The 15,177-nt window shown below is 37.5% G+C and carries 15 protein-coding genes and 1 rRNA gene; 9 read left to right on the top strand and 7 right to left on the bottom strand.

What is annotated here, in order from left to right:
* Positions 1-177: 177 nt before the first annotated feature.
* On the bottom strand, positions 178-738 hold the full coding sequence (gene dcd, locus CVT00_RS09000) for a dCTP deaminase (protein ID WP_103559019.1): 561 nt from the start codon (positions 736-738) through the stop codon (positions 178-180).
* Between the two features lie 113 nt (positions 739-851).
* On the opposite strand from dcd, the gene CVT00_RS09005 reads away from it, so the two are divergent.
* The 3 genes from CVT00_RS09005 (at position 852) to CVT00_RS09015 (ending at position 3,118) form a co-directional block, all read left to right on the top strand.
* Positions 852-1,694 carry a DUF3737 family protein gene (locus CVT00_RS09005; protein ID WP_103559020.1) on the top strand — a complete coding sequence of 281 codons (843 nt, stop codon included), beginning with the start codon at positions 852-854 and terminating at the stop codon, positions 1,692-1,694.
* Between the two features lie 20 nt (positions 1,695-1,714).
* Positions 1,715-2,281 carry a YcxB family protein gene (locus CVT00_RS09010; protein ID WP_103559021.1) on the top strand — a complete coding sequence of 189 codons (567 nt, stop codon included), beginning with the start codon at positions 1,715-1,717 and terminating at the stop codon, positions 2,279-2,281.
* Positions 2,282-2,521: 240 nt separating this feature from the next.
* On the top strand, positions 2,522-3,118 hold the full coding sequence (locus CVT00_RS09015) for an effector protein (RefSeq protein ID WP_103559022.1): 597 nt from the start codon (positions 2,522-2,524) through the stop codon (positions 3,116-3,118).
* 2 nt (positions 3,119-3,120) lie between these two features.
* Here the strand turns inward: CVT00_RS09015 and CVT00_RS09020 are convergent, their stop codons facing one another.
* A complete protein-coding gene (locus CVT00_RS09020) occupies positions 3,121-4,269 on the bottom strand; it encodes a hypothetical protein (RefSeq protein ID WP_103559023.1) in 1,149 nt (382 codons plus the stop codon).
* A gap of 482 nt (positions 4,270-4,751) precedes the next feature.
* On the opposite strand from CVT00_RS09020, the gene CVT00_RS09025 reads away from it, so the two are divergent.
* The 6 genes from CVT00_RS09025 to nrfD are packed head-to-tail and all read left to right on the top strand — an operon-like array spanning position 4,752 to position 10,786.
* Positions 4,752-5,462, top strand: coding sequence for a disulfide bond formation protein B (locus CVT00_RS09025; protein WP_103559024.1), 711 nt, complete (start codon positions 4,752-4,754; stop codon positions 5,460-5,462).
* 10 nt (positions 5,463-5,472) lie between these two features.
* Positions 5,473-6,366: a hypothetical protein gene (locus CVT00_RS09030; protein ID WP_103559025.1), complete on the top strand. Its 894-nt coding sequence runs from the start codon at positions 5,473-5,475 to the stop codon at positions 6,364-6,366.
* 22 nt (positions 6,367-6,388) lie between these two features.
* Positions 6,389-8,680 carry a molybdopterin-containing oxidoreductase family protein gene (locus tag CVT00_RS09035; RefSeq protein WP_107916055.1) on the top strand — a complete coding sequence of 764 codons (2,292 nt, stop codon included), beginning with the start codon at positions 6,389-6,391 and terminating at the stop codon, positions 8,678-8,680.
* Positions 8,681-8,691: 11 nt separating this feature from the next.
* Positions 8,692-9,243 (top strand): 4Fe-4S dicluster domain-containing protein, encoded by a 552-nt coding sequence (locus CVT00_RS09040; protein WP_012140509.1) that lies wholly within the window; start codon positions 8,692-8,694, stop codon positions 9,241-9,243.
* 10 nt (positions 9,244-9,253) lie between these two features.
* Positions 9,254-9,898, top strand: coding sequence for a TorD/DmsD family molecular chaperone (locus CVT00_RS09045; protein WP_021092832.1), 645 nt, complete (start codon positions 9,254-9,256; stop codon positions 9,896-9,898).
* A 3-nt stretch (positions 9,899-9,901) separates the two neighbouring features.
* A complete protein-coding gene (gene nrfD / locus CVT00_RS09050) occupies positions 9,902-10,786 on the top strand; it encodes an NrfD/PsrC family molybdoenzyme membrane anchor subunit (RefSeq protein WP_103559028.1) in 885 nt (294 codons plus the stop codon).
* A gap of 54 nt (positions 10,787-10,840) precedes the next feature.
* Here nrfD and CVT00_RS09055 read toward each other — a convergent pair whose 3' ends face one another.
* The 5 genes from CVT00_RS09055 to rrf form a co-directional block, all read right to left on the bottom strand.
* Positions 10,841-11,878 carry an isoaspartyl peptidase/L-asparaginase family protein gene (locus CVT00_RS09055; protein ID WP_103559029.1) on the bottom strand — a complete coding sequence of 346 codons (1,038 nt, stop codon included), beginning with the start codon at positions 11,876-11,878 and terminating at the stop codon, positions 10,841-10,843.
* Positions 11,879-11,919: 41 nt separating this feature from the next.
* Positions 11,920-12,804: a hypothetical protein gene (locus tag CVT00_RS09060; RefSeq protein WP_103559030.1), complete on the bottom strand. Its 885-nt coding sequence runs from the start codon at positions 12,802-12,804 to the stop codon at positions 11,920-11,922.
* A 9-nt stretch (positions 12,805-12,813) separates the two neighbouring features.
* Positions 12,814-13,530 (bottom strand): disulfide bond formation protein B, encoded by a 717-nt coding sequence (locus tag CVT00_RS09065; protein ID WP_103559031.1) that lies wholly within the window; start codon positions 13,528-13,530, stop codon positions 12,814-12,816.
* A 9-nt stretch (positions 13,531-13,539) separates the two neighbouring features.
* Positions 13,540-13,707: a hypothetical protein gene (locus CVT00_RS09070; RefSeq protein WP_159071287.1), complete on the bottom strand. Its 168-nt coding sequence runs from the start codon at positions 13,705-13,707 to the stop codon at positions 13,540-13,542.
* A 1,222-nt stretch (positions 13,708-14,929) separates the two neighbouring features.
* Positions 14,930-15,048 (bottom strand): 5S ribosomal RNA (gene rrf, locus CVT00_RS09075).
* Positions 15,049-15,177: the final 129 nt, after the last annotated feature.

Below are 15,177 nucleotides of genomic sequence, written 5' to 3' on the forward strand. Positions count from 1 at the left end.
CTTGATTTATGTTCTAGTTTATAAATTTTTAAGCAAAAGCTGTGCCAAATTTAAAATTTGTTTATCAAAGCTTCGCTCTTTCTAGCTTCTATTTCGTCAAAATTTCGTTATTGTTTAGGGTTTTTATAAAAAGTGGGAGATAAATTTAGCCTTTGCAAAGTCGCAAAGGCATAAAAATTACTTCAAAATTCTAGGTAGTGTGATGCCTTCTTGGGCTTGGTATTTGCCATTTTTATCAGCATAAGTCACCTCGCAAGGCTCATCGCCCTCGATAAATAGCACCTGCGCGATGCCCTCGTTTGCATAAATTTTCGCAGGAAGTGGCGTCGTGTTTGAGATCTCTATCGTGATATGCCCCTTAAATCCCGGCTCAAAAGGTGTCACATTTACGATGATGCCACACCTTGCGTATGTGCTCTTGCCAAGACAGATCGCTAGCACGTTATCAGGCATGTTAAAGTACTCGATCGTGCGCGCTAAAGCAAAAGAATTTGGCGGCACTATACAGACGTCGCCCTTAAAATCAACCACATTTTTCTCATCAAAATTCTTTGGATCAACGACGGTTCCGCCGATGTTTGTGAAAATTTTAAACTCATCGCCCACGCGGATATCGTAGCCATAGCTAGAAACGCCGTAACTAACGACACCACGCCCCACTTGCTCCTCGGCAAATGGCACGATCATCTTCTTTTCAACCGACATTTTCCTTATCCAAGAGTCTGCTTTTAAACCCATTTTTGCTCCTTTTTTCGGGCGATTATAACGCTTTGCGTCTTTAAAGTAAATTTAATGGCATTTTGCAGTAAAACTAGTATAATTTTGAGAGCGAAATTTAATAAAGGACAAAAATGCAAGAGAGAATTGCTGAAATTTTCACTGGCGAGCGTGCGATGTTTGGGGCAAAGGAGATAAATTTTATTAACTGCATCTTTGAAGACGGCGAGTCACCACTAAAGCACAGCTCAAATTTAGAGCTAAATGAGTGCGTTTTTGCCTACAAGTATCCACTTTGGTACGCAAGCGATATCATGCTAAATGGCGGATACCTCAAGCCTCTAGCAAGGGCTGGCATGTGGTACAGCAAAAATTTAAGTTTCAAAGACGTGCTCATAAATGCGCCAAAAAGCTTTAGAAAAAGCTCGCAAATTTTACTTGAAAATGTAAGTTTCTCAGACGCCGCCGAGACACTTTGGGGCTGCTCAGACGTGAAGATAAAAAACGTCTTTGCAAAAGGGGATTACTTCGGGGCAAATAGCGAAAATTTGGAGGTTGATGGGCTAAGCTTGGACGGCAACTACTGCTTTGATAGCTGCAAAAACCTTCTCATCACAAACTCAAAGCTCATCTCAAAAGACGCCTTTTGGAACTGTGAAAACGTGCTCGCGCAAAACTGCTTCATCTCAGGTGAATACCTAGCTTGGAACGCTAAAAATGTGACGCTCATAAACTGCACGATAAAGAGCTTGCAAGCCCTTTGCTACGTAGAAAATTTGGTCGTGAAAGATTGCACTTTTATGGATACAAGCCTTGCTTTTGAATATTCAAGCGTCGATGTGAGCACAAAAAGCAGCATAAAAAGCGTGAAAAATCCAAAAAGTGGCGTCATAAGAGCTGGCAAGATAGAGGAGATCATCATAAACGGCAGTTTGGTTGATGCAAGCAAGATAAAGATAATCACCGATGAAATTTAGACAAAATTTGAAGGAATAAAATGCAAAATGAAAAATTTAGAGCGAAATTTAGTATAAAAAATGATGCTAAATTTAAAAAGCTACTACGCGAAGTCTCACGCACCGTCTATAAAAAGAATAAATTTGTATTTTTAATGAGAATGATCGAGCTACCATTTACTGCGCTATGCGGAGTAGCCATGGTCGCGCTTTTTGACATTTCTGGGCACGAGTTAATAGTATATTCTGATATGGACGATGTCTCTACTTTGGCAAGAAATTTAGTCATCGTTTTGTGCGTTGGCGTGATCTTGCTTTATATTTATGCGGCTATTGTTAAGCCAGTTTTATTTACTAGAGCCATTTACTCAAACATCGATGTTGAGCGCGAACAAGAGATCGTTATATATGATGATGAGGTCTTGTTTGCCACAGCAACAAGCACGGTTCATTTTTCATATGGTGCATTTCTTGGCACTTGTGAAACGGATGATTTTGTAGCTTTGATCTTAAAAGAAGGCTCATTCTTATATATCCCAAAAGAGTCACTAAATGAAAAAGCGCAAGAAATTTTGGAATTTCTAAAAGAAAAGATAGACCAAATTTAGTAACAAATTTTTAGGCGTTATGAATTAAATTTGCTGGCTATATTCAGAATAAAATCTCTAAAAATATAGAGATCATCACGGATGAAATTTGATTTGTTTTTAAAAAAACATTTGCTACACAACTTAAATTTCTAAAGCCGAAATAGCTCGCTAATAAAAGATCTTACAAATTTCGTAAAATTTAATAACTTTTATCCTAAGAAGTAGTAAAATAGTTACACTTTTTTGATCGGAAATGATATGAAATTTAAAGATTTTAAAGAAAAAAACAGTAGTAACTATGACTTTTTCACAGCTGATGAGATGAGCTATAAAGAATTTGTGCAACTAAGCTTTAAAGAGTTTTTAACTAGCGATAGTGGCTCAAAGTGGCAGCTTGACATAGATGATAAAAGGTTTAACTCATTTCCAAATTTCACCCAAAAACATCAAATTTGCATATCGAATTTAGACTATGAAGATAATGTTTTTCAGTTTAGAATTTGCTCTGAAAACAACGTATCAAGCCTTGGCTACCGCATGTTTACGAGCTTTGATAGCGCGCATAAAGACTTTGTCACAGACGATATCAAGCACTCTGATGAGGTTATGATGAGTCTAAAACTTGGCGAGCTTAAAGAGTTTCCTTGCATATCAAAATGTGGCTGGTGGATCAAAGATATCTGGCGAGACATGTATCCTATCTTAGACGAGACTAACAGCGAGGACTTTGTGGCTGGCATTATAAAAAACGAATTTACCAAAAAGATGACCGAGATAAACGAATGCCTAAAAAACGCTCAAGATAGCGGCAAGCTTGACGAAGTGATCGCCAAACTAAAAGCTAAAATCAACTGAATTTAGAAATTTCCACCCACCGCACACGAGCTAGCTGGATATGAAGTAAGTCCGTAGTCAGCTGACTCAACATTATAAAAGTCTAAATTTGCACTTCGCGAGATGATATACTCAAAGCCTTTTTGATTTAGCTCGATCAAAATTTCAAGCTCTGTATCTCTTTTGCAGACTATGCTTTCAAAAAAGTGAGAGAAGAAAGAAATTTTGGCATTTTCTTTTTGCATTGAGTGATTTAGCATGAGCTCCATGTTGCTAAAAATTTTAAAGATAGTTTGATTTGTCTCAAATTTACCAAACCTTGCGTAATAATTTTGCAAATTTGCATCACTTAGTACGATGTTTTTAGTGCAATTTTTAGTGATCTGCTCGTAGATAAGACCAAAGAGCTCGATAGAAGCATTTTGATTATCCATCACCCTATTTTCGTGGTTTGTGACGACTACAAAGCCATCTTTTATCTCATATTTTTCATTTTTATAATAAAAGCTAACGCTTGCCACCTCTTGCTCAAAGCGCTTTTTATAAGCAAAAGGCAAATAGTTTAAAACGCCCATTTTATCGATGATAGCCGAGCTTCTTACGCCGCCATCTAGCTCGTGCTGCATGAAGTATCTTATGAAGCTACCTTGTTCTATATCAAAGCTGTTTAAATACTCGATCTTGTCAAGATAGATGCATCGGTAGAGCTTTACAAATTCTGGGTTTAGCCTCAAATTTATCTCATCTTGTAGCTCGCCATACTTTTCAGTCTGATCTGCGTCTATAAATTCGATGATATTCATCTGCTTTTCGATCTTATCTTTTACAAAGATCGAAATTTTCACATCTTGCATCTCGTAAAAGCACTTTATCGTATCTGTGGCACTTTTTGTGATGTCTGTTTTAAATTTCTTAGCAAGCTCTGCTTTTTTAAGGGTGAGCGAAAAGTCGCCATTTTTTAGTTTATTTTGTGAGTACAAAAGATAGAGTAGCTGCTCATAGACCATTAGATGCGAGTAGGTTAAAAATGTATTATCCACCACGATGACGTAGTAGCAACGCGTTATAGAGTACCTTTTATTATTTTGCAAAAATTCATCATAAATTTTTAATTTGCTTGGGGATTTACATACCTTAAAAACATCATATGATTCTAAAAATATATTTTCCATTACTGCCCCTTTTTACCTTTGCAAAAATATTACATAACTATTCTTTAAGCTAATTTGAATTTATAAGCTAGCTAATAAAAATAATTTTGTAAAAATTAATATTAATTTAATTAAATATAGCTTAAGTATATAAAAATATTTTTTTGTATAAATATATTTTTTTATTTACAAATTTTTTATTTTTATAAAGTAAAAACTTAGCTATAAAAAAATATATTTTTAAACTAAATTTAATAAATATAGTTATATTATTTTTCTCAGATAAGCATGCTTGTAGTTGAAAATTTACAAATTGGGAGCTCAAAATGGAATTTCTAATTTTGACGCTATTTCTGATTAGTGGGCTTATCTTATACATAAAGCCACAAATGAAGAAATTAGCAACGTCCTGTATGGCTTTGGGGTGCGTAATACTAGTTGCGCTAGAATTTTACGTAAATTTATGGGTAGTCTTGCCAATAGGCAACTTTTAGGAGGGCAAGATGCAAACGAAACAAAATGAAATCCCAGCAAACGAACAAGGCTTTTTCAACCTTATGTCACTAGCCATCACTGCTCTTGTGGCACTTCCAGTTGGTATCGCCTGCTTAGTACTTGGCTTTGGGCTAGGTGATAACCCTTGCATAATGTGCTGGGCCGAGAGAATCACGATGATAGCTATCAGCCTAATAGCACTTTTCATCATCAGGTACGGACTAAAGCCTGGCTATCTAGCAGCACTTTTACTAATGGCTTGCTGGGGCATATTTAACGGCTTTATCCACTACAGCCTAGATGGAACATTTGGCGGCTATCTTGACATCAAACAAGGTTTTGGCCTTGAAATTTTAGGTGCCCACACTCAGTTTTGGGTTATGGTTGTTGATTTTTGTGTGATCATATTTTTGGCTCTTATATTTTTGTTTAGCAAAAACTTAGGCCTTATAATGCAAAAAAGCTCAAATGGCGAATATGGCAACTTTCTAAGCTACTTGCCACTTGGCAAATTTGCAAATTTAGTCTTTATCGTGATCATCCTTGCAAACTGCGTTCAAGCCTTTATAGCTTCTGGTCCACCACCATATCTAGGATCTAGCACACCACCAAGGATGAGTATCGATCCTTCAAAATGGTTCTGGGAGAAAGACCACTGGGATAGCTCGCTTGATTTTAGATTTGACTGGAACCCTGAGCTTCCAGACCTAGCAAAGTAAGGAGAGAAAGATGAAAAAGATAATATTTTTTATCGCATTGGCAAGCCTTGCTTTTGGTTTTAACTTTGATATGGATAGCAAAAATGGAGCGATCCAAAACACAAAAGAGCTAGGCCTTAAAGATACGCTCACTCTAAATTTGCAAAATGATAATGCAATAACTGGAGCCGACTATGATGAGGGCAAAAAGCACTTTGCCATTGTCTCAAACGACAATGAATTTTACATCGCAGATGAGAATTTAAAGCCTCTAAGTTATGCCAAACATGACCGTCATTTTATAATGGAGATGGAGGCAACAGTCGGGGCTACTTGGTATAAAAAAGAGCTTGGCATGATAAGTTATAACAAAACTTTTGTATTTTATGAGCCAGCTAGCAACCTTAGTAAAGATGAGCAAAATAGCCAGTGGAGGCACCTATTGGCTGGATATGACGCGTGGAAGCTAAACGATCTTGGTAACAAGGGCAGATTTTCTACCATTAGATCAAAACAGCAGTACATCTTAGGCTGGGACTACCTAGAAAGTGAGAATAAATTTTTCACAGCTAGCGTGCCAAATGACGTTAGAGACTACTGGAGTGTAGCTATATTTGACGGCGACGATAAGATGATCTTAGAAGAATTTGTACCAAAAGCTGGAGCAAATTTACAACTCAAAGAGGGTAGAAATTTAAACAACTATTATATTACTGGCATCGACGTAGAGCCTGATGCGCTCTATCTTTTAAGCAAAAATTTCTCAACTATTTTAAAGTTAAATTTGACCACCAAAGAGATAGACGAGGCATTTAGTTTTAGTGGGGTAAATAACCCAAGAGCATTAGCGATCAAAGATAATAAATTTTACATCTTCTCACGAGAAGGCAAAGAGAATAAAGTTTTTATCTTTGAGATGAAATAGCCATCAAATTTAAGGAGAAAACATGCAAAGACGTTCTTTCCTAAAAGGCACGGGAGCAGCTCTGGCAGCAGCTGGAACAGCTCCTAGCCTATTTGGTATGGAGCAATTTGAGGTGGATTTTAACCCAAAATCCTATAAGAACGAGGAAAATGTAGAATACCACTACCTAACCTGTCCTAGAAACTGCCGTGATGCCTGTTCGATGATCGCTGAGATCAAAGACGGAAAAATGGTAAGCATAAAAGGAGATCCAAAGCACCCACTAACGCAAGGCACAGTATGCGTCAAGGGTCACACCTATGCCATGCACCTATATAACGCTGACCGCATTATGCATCCTATGAAAAGAGTCGGTAAAAAAGGTGAAGGCAAATGGGAGAAGATAAGCTGGGATCAAGCCTTAAAAGAGATAGCTGCAAAGCTAACTGAGATAAAAGAGAAATTTGGCGGCGAAGCATTGACCGAGTTTGTCTACTCTGGCAACGAGGGACATATCTCAAAAACTATCGCACCAGGAAATTTCTTTGAAAAATATGGAGCCACAAGACTTGTTAGAAACCCTTGTGACTGGCCAAGATACGCGGGTACTCCTAGCGTTATAGGTACCGACTTCTCAAAAGATGCACTTGAGATCGATGAGAGCGATATGTATATCAGCTGGGGATCAAACGAAGCTTATACGGCCGTACACTGGATAAGATTTGCTCACCGTGTTAAAAAAAGAGGTGGGAAGATCATCGTCATAAATACAATAAGAATTCCTCTAGCAAACCAAGCAGATATGTTTATCCAGCTAAAACCATCTAGCGACCCTGCATTTTGTCTAGCAGTCTGTAAATTTTTAATAGAAGAAGATCTATATGATCATGAATTTGTAGAAAAATACACAACAGGCTTTGAAGATCTAGTACACGAGTGTTCACTCTACACCTATGGTGAGCTATCTGAGATGTGCGGAGCAAGTGTGGATCAGATCAAAGTTTTTGCTAGAGAGTACGCTCACGCAAAAGCACCGGCTATCATGCACGGCGACGGCGGACAAAGACACTTTAACGGAGCAAGACTTGTTCGTGCGGTTACATTTTTACCAGTTTTAACTGGCACCTTGACAAAGCTTGGTGGCGGACTATTTTGGGCGTATGTGCATGTAAAAGGTTGCTTTAATTTCGACAACTGCATGCCAGATCTCTCTCCAAAAGATAAAGATGGCAAAAAGATAGAAAGACAGCAAGTAAGCTATATAGAATTTGGTAAAGGCATACAAAAAGAAAATCCAACATATCTTGACAAGCCTATAAACACGGTCATTAAGGCATGTATCAACTACAACTCAAATTTAATGGTAACCGCACCAAATACAAATTTGATCAAAAAGCGTGTAATGGACGATGACTTCTTTTTGGTTGTAATTGATCCTTACGAAACAGACACCTGTGACTATGCTGACTATGTTCTACCTGGTGTTACATTTATGGAGAGTGAGGATATCCAAAACGACCAAATTTCTGGATACGTCTGCTACAACGCTCAAAGTGTAAAACCTCTTGGCGAAGCTAAGACAAATTTAGAGTTCTTCAACGCTCTTGCAAAAGCTATGGGCTATACAGAAGAGTGCTTTAACTGGGATAGTGAAACGGTTTGCAGACGCTTTTTGGATACAGAATTTGCCAAAAAACAAAACATCACCTATGAAAAACTAAAATCAGTCGGCTGGATCAAACCATTTAGAACGCCTGAAACGATGAAAGATCAGTTCCCATACTACCCTTATGCGCCAAAAGACAAACTAGTCTTTGGTACAAAGAGTGGAAAATGCGAGCTTTACTCACAAACCTTTAAAGACGCAGGCTATCATCCAGTAATAGACCTTGAAACTGACTGGGACTACTATGAAAAGAGCAATAAATTTGGAAAAGACTATCTTAAAAAATATCCGCTTTATTTCATGACGCCGGGTACTCAGCTCCAAGACAACTCCAACTGGGGCAATATGCCTTATATCTTAAAAAGAGTTATCGTTAAGGGCAATGCTGAGCTATTTATGACACGTGAAGATATGGAAGCACGCGGTATTAAAAATGGAGACACGGTTGAGGCAACAAACGAAAAAGGTACAGCCGTCTTTACAGCAGTCGAGACAAATCAAATGAACCCAGGCATAGTCTATGCGTGGAACAACATCTGGGTAAAAGTGACAAAATCAAGAACTGGAGCAAATATCCTTTGCTCTGATGGCGTTAGCGATCTAGGAAATGGCTCAACTTATACAGCTAGCTTTTGTGAAGTAAAAAAAGCAGCTAAACAAGAGATGTAAAGGGGTCTAAGATGAAAAGAAAACAAGGATTTTTATTTGATTATAACTTTTGTATAGGCTGCAAGGCTTGTGAAATTTCATGTCAAGTCTATCACAACCAAGATCCAGATATAAACTGGAGACATGTCGATGGCCTTATGATACATGAAGATGGCATAGAAAAAGAGATCTTTATAACTCACTCTTGCCATCACTGCGACGAGCCAGCCTGTATGGATGTCTGCCCAGTTGGAGCTTATATCAAGCTTGAAAATGGTGTCGTACAGCCACTTCATGATAAGTGCATAGGCTGTGGATACTGCTTGATGGCTTGCCCTTATGGCTCTATCACAAAAGGCAAAGACGGCAAGGCTCAAAAGTGCAACCTTTGTGCCGAAAAACTTGAGCGTGGCGAAGAGCCAGCTTGCGTAGCAGGCTGTCCGTGTGGAGTACTAAAACTAGTTGATAGCAACGTCAGCGACAGTGCTGGTATGCAAAAAGAGATGCCAGGCTTTAAACACTTCTTTACTAAGCCAAATATCCGCTTTTATCCAAGAATGAAGCGAAACGAATTCATACACTAAAGAGTAAAAGATGGATAAGGTCAAAGAAAAGCTTAGCGTTAGCCTTAGTGTTGAAGACTTTTTAAGGCGATTTTTCTTAGTAGAGCTTAGGGAGCAAAATTTAGATGAGCTCATAAGCCTAAGCCTTAATTTTAGTGATAAATTTAAAAATCACGACTTCATACTTTGGCTAAATAAGTGTAAAGATGATCTAAATTTGCTAGACGAGCTAAGATATGAATTTAATAGGCTATTTGTAGGGCCAAGACACCCAAAAGCTGAGCCATATGAGTCGGTTTATTTTGATTATAAAACGATGTTTGGCGAAAAGACTATGCAGGTGCGTGGCTTTTACGAGAGCTCTGGACTAAAGCTCAGTAAAGAGCAGTTTGATAAATTTCCAGATGATTTCATCGGATACGAGCTGCAATACCTTTACTTTCTAAGTTTCAATGCCTTACAAGCAGACGAAAAAGAGAAAATGGATGAAATTTTACATAAAAAATATGACTTCATCCGCACTCATCCGTTTGAGTGGTTTTATAAATTTAGCTCTCGCTGTAAGGAGGCTACAAATTTAGAAGCCTATGTGAGCTTTGCTGATTTTTTAAATTTATATCTTGAAAACGAGATAGAGCAGTCAAGAGCTCTTCTAACTTTAAGAGTTAAAGGATAGATAATGGAACAAACAACTTGGGGATGGCTCATAGTCATATATCTGTTTTTAGGTGGTTTAGGTGCTGGGGCATTTTTGTGCTCGGCTTTAGCCTATAAAGGCTTTTTGGGCAAGCTCGATGAGAAATTTTATAAATTTGGATTTTTGCTAGCACCAATAGCGGTTATAGTTGGAACTGCACTTTTGCTATTTGACCTAGCACCAAGTGCGGCGATCAATCCAGCTAAGATCATAGGCCTTTACACAAGACCAGTTTCTATAATGAGTATCGGCACATATCTTCTAACATTTTTCATAATAGTTAGCGTGCTCGTGCTTTTGCAAGTCAAAAAAGGTGGCAAAATTTGCGATATGATGCTTAGTTTTGGCTCGCTACTTGCAATTGGAGTGATGGGTTATACTGGACTACTTTTATATGTTGTAAAAGCGATCCCACTATGGGCAAGTATATGGCTACCGATACTATTTACTATCTCAGCCATATCAACAGGCCTTAGCGCAAATGCTATATCTGTGCTAAGTGGTGGCGGCGTTTTGAGCCACGAGTCGCATAAATTTCACACTATTTTAGTGGCGCTTGAAATTTTTGCCCTCTTGATGCTATTTGCAAGCGTTAGAAACGAAGCTGCTGGCATGGCTAGCATAACCAAAATAGTATCAGGCTCTCTAGCACCGATGTTTTGGATAGGTTTTATAGTGCTTGGTCTTGCACTGCCATTAATTGGCGGCAGTAAATTTATGCTACAAAGATATGGCGTGACAAAAGACGGAGCAGTATGCGGATGTAGTGAAGGCATCAAAAGCTGCGTATATAATGAATATGGTGTTTTAATCGGCGGTTTTTGCTTAAGAGCATTTATCGTTCTTGGAGCAATTTATATATTTTAATAAACTTTCTCCCTTTAAAAACTAGGCCAGATAGAATCTGGCCTAGCTATCTAATCATTTCTCGCCAAGTGGCCAGTAAACAACTGGTTTAGCTCCTAGTCTTGCCTCGCCATGATACATACCAAGCTTATCTTTAGTCCAAGCAAAGCCGGTCTTACCAAATTTATCGATAGAGATGATACCACCACTACCGCCTAGTGCTGCTACCTCTTTTACAGCCTCTTCGGCTGCTTTTTGCACATCTGAAGTTTTGTATTTATAAAGAGCTGAGACCTCATGAGCAGCATTTACACGCATATAGATATCACCTGTGCCTGTGCAAGAGACTGCTACTGAGTCATTATCTGCATAGGTTCCAGAGCCAATTATCGGACTATCGCCTATACGGCCAGTCATTTTATTTGTCATGCCACCAGTGCTTGTTGCTGCAGCTAGGTTGCCATTTTTATCAAGAGCTATCGCTCCAACAGTGCCAAGATATGGACGCTCATATAAATTTAGTGAGGTTTTCTTTGTCTTTTCACTATCAAGCATTAGCTTTTGTTTCTCTTTAGCCCTTTGGAGTGCGTCATATCTAAACTGCGTGAAAAAGTATTTTTGATCAACCATCTCTAGGCCGTTTTCTTTGGCTAGCTTGTCAGCTCCCTCGCCAGCAACAAGCGTGTGCCAAGTCTTGTCCATTACGACTCTTGCGCCAAGGATTGGGTTTTTGATATGTCTTGCCATCGCAACTGCGCCTGCTTTTTTAGTAGAACCGTCCATAATAGAAGCATCTAGCTCATTAAAGCCATCAGCTGTAAATACTGCGCCCTTGCCAGCATTGAAATTTGGATCATCTTCTAACACCATAATGGCTGCCGTAACTGCATCCATAGCACTACCGCCCTTTTCAAGCACAGCTTGGCCAGCCAAAAGTGCCTTTTTCATAGGCTCTTCACGCACTTTAAACTCATCTTTAGTAAGCTCAAGTCCACTAGTGCCACCATGTATGACAATGACAGGGCTAAATTTATTCTCTGCATTTAAGAGTGAACCTGCGAATAAGGCAACGCCAGCTGCTACTAAAACAGCTTTTGAAAATGCTAGTTTCATACGCTCTCCTTTAAAGAAATTTTGTTAGTCTTTTAGACATCTCATCTTTCGAAAATAAAAATTTTATTCACGCCATTTTCTTTAGAAGCGACATAAAATTTATCATCCTTTATGGCCAACGCATGAGCATCACCCACGCCATCAAAGCTATAAATTTCTGTGACCTTTCTTGCCCTTGGGTCAAGTTTTAATATGCTTGAATATTGCTTAGATAACAAGTATACAAACTCGCCTTGCGCATCCATACCCGTGACATAGTAGTCATTTATCTCTCTGCCCTCTTTTACACCAAGACTCTCATCAAAGCTCGGAATAAATTCTGTAGATAAAAGGTTATCGCTATCACTAAAACTAGCAATACTCCAACTTTGCTTTATGTCATCTGGCACACTTGCTATAAAAAATTCGCCATAGAAGTCAGAGTGATCCCAAGAGAGGATATACTGCTGTTTTGCACGAACTGTGTAGTATCGGTCCTTAAAATCAAGGCTAAATTTATCATAGCCATCATGCAAATATCTCCACGCCTTATTTGCATCATCCTTGCTTTGATCTGGCATAAATTTGAAAAATTCATATGTTTTGTTATAGCTAATCAGCCCAAGAGAACCTTTAAAAAAGCTTGCACCAACCGTATCTTCCATCTGTATGATCCAATCAGGCGTGCTTCTTAGATAGCTTTTTATCTGATCTAAATTTTCATCCATAGAGTAAAGCTCAAATTTTAGTGTGCCGACCAAAAAACTTTTGCTCTCCTCATCATAGTCAAGACCTGTAACTGGATTGCTATTATTTAGTTTTAACTCTATTTGTCCAGCTTTTTTTAGTGGAGTTAGATTTGTAACTGCACCATTTGCTGCATTTAGATCAAACTCTCCACCAAATGCCAAGCAAGTGCAAAGTGCTATTAAATTTAAAATTTTCATTCCATATCCTTACTTTGGTAAATTTGGTAGTTTTGGATTCCAGCTTTCGCGAAAATCTATCTCATGTTCATCCCAGTGATCAAGCTCCCAAAACCATTTAGAAGGATCAGCACTCATGCGAGAAGGCGTAGCCGATGCTAGATATGGTGGTGGGCCAGCTGTTATAAAAGCTTGAATGCAGTTAAATGCCATAATGACCACAAAAACAGCCACAGCTATCTTTCCCAATAAGAAATTTGGTAAAACAACTCCGTATGCGTTTTCTTCGCTATTTTGCATGATCTTACCAACATTTTTACCAAGCATCAAAATAACACCTAAAAAGATAATGACACAAAAGTGTACGACAACAACCCAAAACTGCGTATGAGCGCCTAAAATTTCAAGCCCAAAGCCTTGCTTTATATCAAGATATCCGCCGCCTGTGCCATCTAAACTATAGTGTAAAAAGCCATCATATAGCCCAAGGCACGACAAAAAGAGGATTGTGACCAGATACCTAACCTTAAAGCCGTAACGTACAACGATAAGCGCCATAAAAGAGATCGCCACCATGCAAAATCTCTCATGCCAACACATTATACAAGGGCTATCGCCCATGCCAAATCCAAGTATCAGACACGCAATGCCAACAGGAAGTGCGACCAAAGCGAGGGCAGCAGCTACAAAGAGATTGAAAAATCTCTTTTCGTCATCACCCCAGCTTGCAAATTTTTTATTATTCATTGCCTGCCCCTAAAAATTTCCCATTGGCACAACGGCAAATTTATTTACCCATGCCATCATTACAATAAGCACAACCATTCCAGCAATGCCAAACCCCATTACAGCCTTCTTTTTTTCCGGCCTAAACAATAAAAATAGACCAGCAATAAAAAACATCAAAACCATTAAAAATTCCATTTTTTATCCTTTCTATGAAATTTAATATTTATTAAAATATACTACCTGATTTATAATTTTTATCTTAAAGGATATTTTTTTATTATTATAAATATATTTTTTACTTAATTTTTACAGATATAAAATGTATTTGTCTAAAAAAATTTAGTATATTAATACTAAATTGTACTTTTATATTAATACGCCTAAGACGAATTTGAGTCAGATAGTCTAAAACTATGAAAATTATTGATTTAACAATAAGTAAATTTCAATCTTTTACCAGCAAGCTTTAATATTATTTGGCGGTAGAAATAATGTTTAAATTTACATTGACGAGTTATTATCTTATTTGGTAACTGGTTTTAGATCAGCACTAATAAACACATCTTTTGGAGTTGTGTATACGTCCGAAATATTAAGATAACACATTCAAATAAAAGGCTTTAAAATATTTATACTTACTTATAGTTGGTTAGTAATTATCAGTGATTAAAATTTTAACAAAAACAAGAATTAAAACCGTTAAAAAATTATCTAAGATAGAATACTCTCCGGTCCGCTAAAGTTCAAAAAACACAACACCACACCACCTACCAACCAATGCAGCCACACATTTAGGTAAGGAATAAAACAAGCCTCTCTTTTCGCCAACCGCCGTATCTGTTCTGACAGTTTGGTGCTTTAAAGACACTCCTTTTAACATCAGGCGTCACGGCCAAGACTAAAGATAGTATACCAAGCTTATGCTCTTTTGGCTGTCTCGCGCTCTAGCTCTTGTCACCAATACTTATAGCTATACCACCACCTGCTTTTGTGTTTTTAGTCATGCATCTATTATGTCTTTTGTATTGGATTAAAATTTTGCGTCATCAAATAGCGCTTTTTGTAGAGTTTTAACCTTGAAGCATAAATTTACTATACCTATATCTTTACTATTTAATAAATACATTTTTATTTAAAACTATAAAACAACTATACGTATTACATTTTTAACCACACCAACTAAAAAGTAATAAAGTAAACATTAGATAAATAATATATTTCAAATAAAAATTATAAAAATAAGCACTACATGAAAATGAATAACCTAATAATACAAGAACAAACATAAAGACCTTACTACATTTAATCAATAAAAACTAATTAAAAAAGTACAAACCAATATTTTATACTTAAATAGAAAGTATCACTAATAAAAACCAGAATTAATAATATAAGAATTAAAGCAGATAAACAACAAAGCCCGCAACGACCTACTTTTCCAACATCCCAGTAAGGGAGAGTATCATCAGCCAGGACGAGCTTAGCTTCTTGGTTCGAGATGGAGCAAGGCGTTTCCTCGTCTGTATAGTCACGGGCAGTGTTAAATAAAAGATATATTAGCTAAATCTCTTATTTAACACTACTAAATAAAGTTAAAAGTCATAAACAAAGTTTTGTAAAAACATATCTTATTAAGTTTTTATCCTTAACAAGGAAGTGATGCTT

The organism is Campylobacter concisus, from assembly GCF_003048675.2.
In the GTDB taxonomy this organism is placed as follows: Bacteria; Campylobacterota; Campylobacteria; order Campylobacterales; family Campylobacteraceae; genus Campylobacter_A; species Campylobacter_A concisus_F.

Coding starts and splice junctions, on each gene's coding strand:
- CVT00_RS09060 (WP_103559030.1), bottom strand. CDS start 12,804: ATGAAAATTTTAAATTTAATAGCACTTTGCACTTGCTTGGCATTTGGT.
- nrfD (WP_103559028.1), top strand. CDS start 9,902: ATGGAACAAACAACTTGGGGATGGCTCATAGTCATATATCTGTTTTTA.
- CVT00_RS09065 (WP_103559031.1), bottom strand. CDS start 13,530: ATGAATAATAAAAAATTTGCAAGCTGGGGTGATGACGAAAAGAGATTT.
- CVT00_RS09005 (WP_103559020.1), top strand. CDS start 852: ATGCAAGAGAGAATTGCTGAAATTTTCACTGGCGAGCGTGCGATGTTT.
- CVT00_RS09020 (WP_103559023.1), bottom strand. CDS start 4,269: ATGGAAAATATATTTTTAGAATCATATGATGTTTTTAAGGTATGTAAA.
- CVT00_RS09030 (WP_103559025.1), top strand. CDS start 5,473: ATGAAAAAGATAATATTTTTTATCGCATTGGCAAGCCTTGCTTTTGGT.
- CVT00_RS09010 (WP_103559021.1), top strand. CDS start 1,715: ATGCAAAATGAAAAATTTAGAGCGAAATTTAGTATAAAAAATGATGCT.
- CVT00_RS09070 (WP_159071287.1), bottom strand. CDS start 13,707: ATGGAATTTTTAATGGTTTTGATGTTTTTTATTGCTGGTCTATTTTTA.
- CVT00_RS09045 (WP_021092832.1), top strand. CDS start 9,254: ATGGATAAGGTCAAAGAAAAGCTTAGCGTTAGCCTTAGTGTTGAAGAC.
- CVT00_RS09040 (WP_012140509.1), top strand. CDS start 8,692: ATGAAAAGAAAACAAGGATTTTTATTTGATTATAACTTTTGTATAGGC.
- CVT00_RS09035 (WP_107916055.1), top strand. CDS start 6,389: ATGCAAAGACGTTCTTTCCTAAAAGGCACGGGAGCAGCTCTGGCAGCA.
- CVT00_RS09055 (WP_103559029.1), bottom strand. CDS start 11,878: ATGAAACTAGCATTTTCAAAAGCTGTTTTAGTAGCAGCTGGCGTTGCC.
- CVT00_RS09015 (WP_103559022.1), top strand. CDS start 2,522: ATGAAATTTAAAGATTTTAAAGAAAAAAACAGTAGTAACTATGACTTT.
- CVT00_RS09025 (WP_103559024.1), top strand. CDS start 4,752: ATGCAAACGAAACAAAATGAAATCCCAGCAAACGAACAAGGCTTTTTC.
- dcd (WP_103559019.1), bottom strand. CDS start 738: ATGGGTTTAAAAGCAGACTCTTGGATAAGGAAAATGTCGGTTGAAAAG.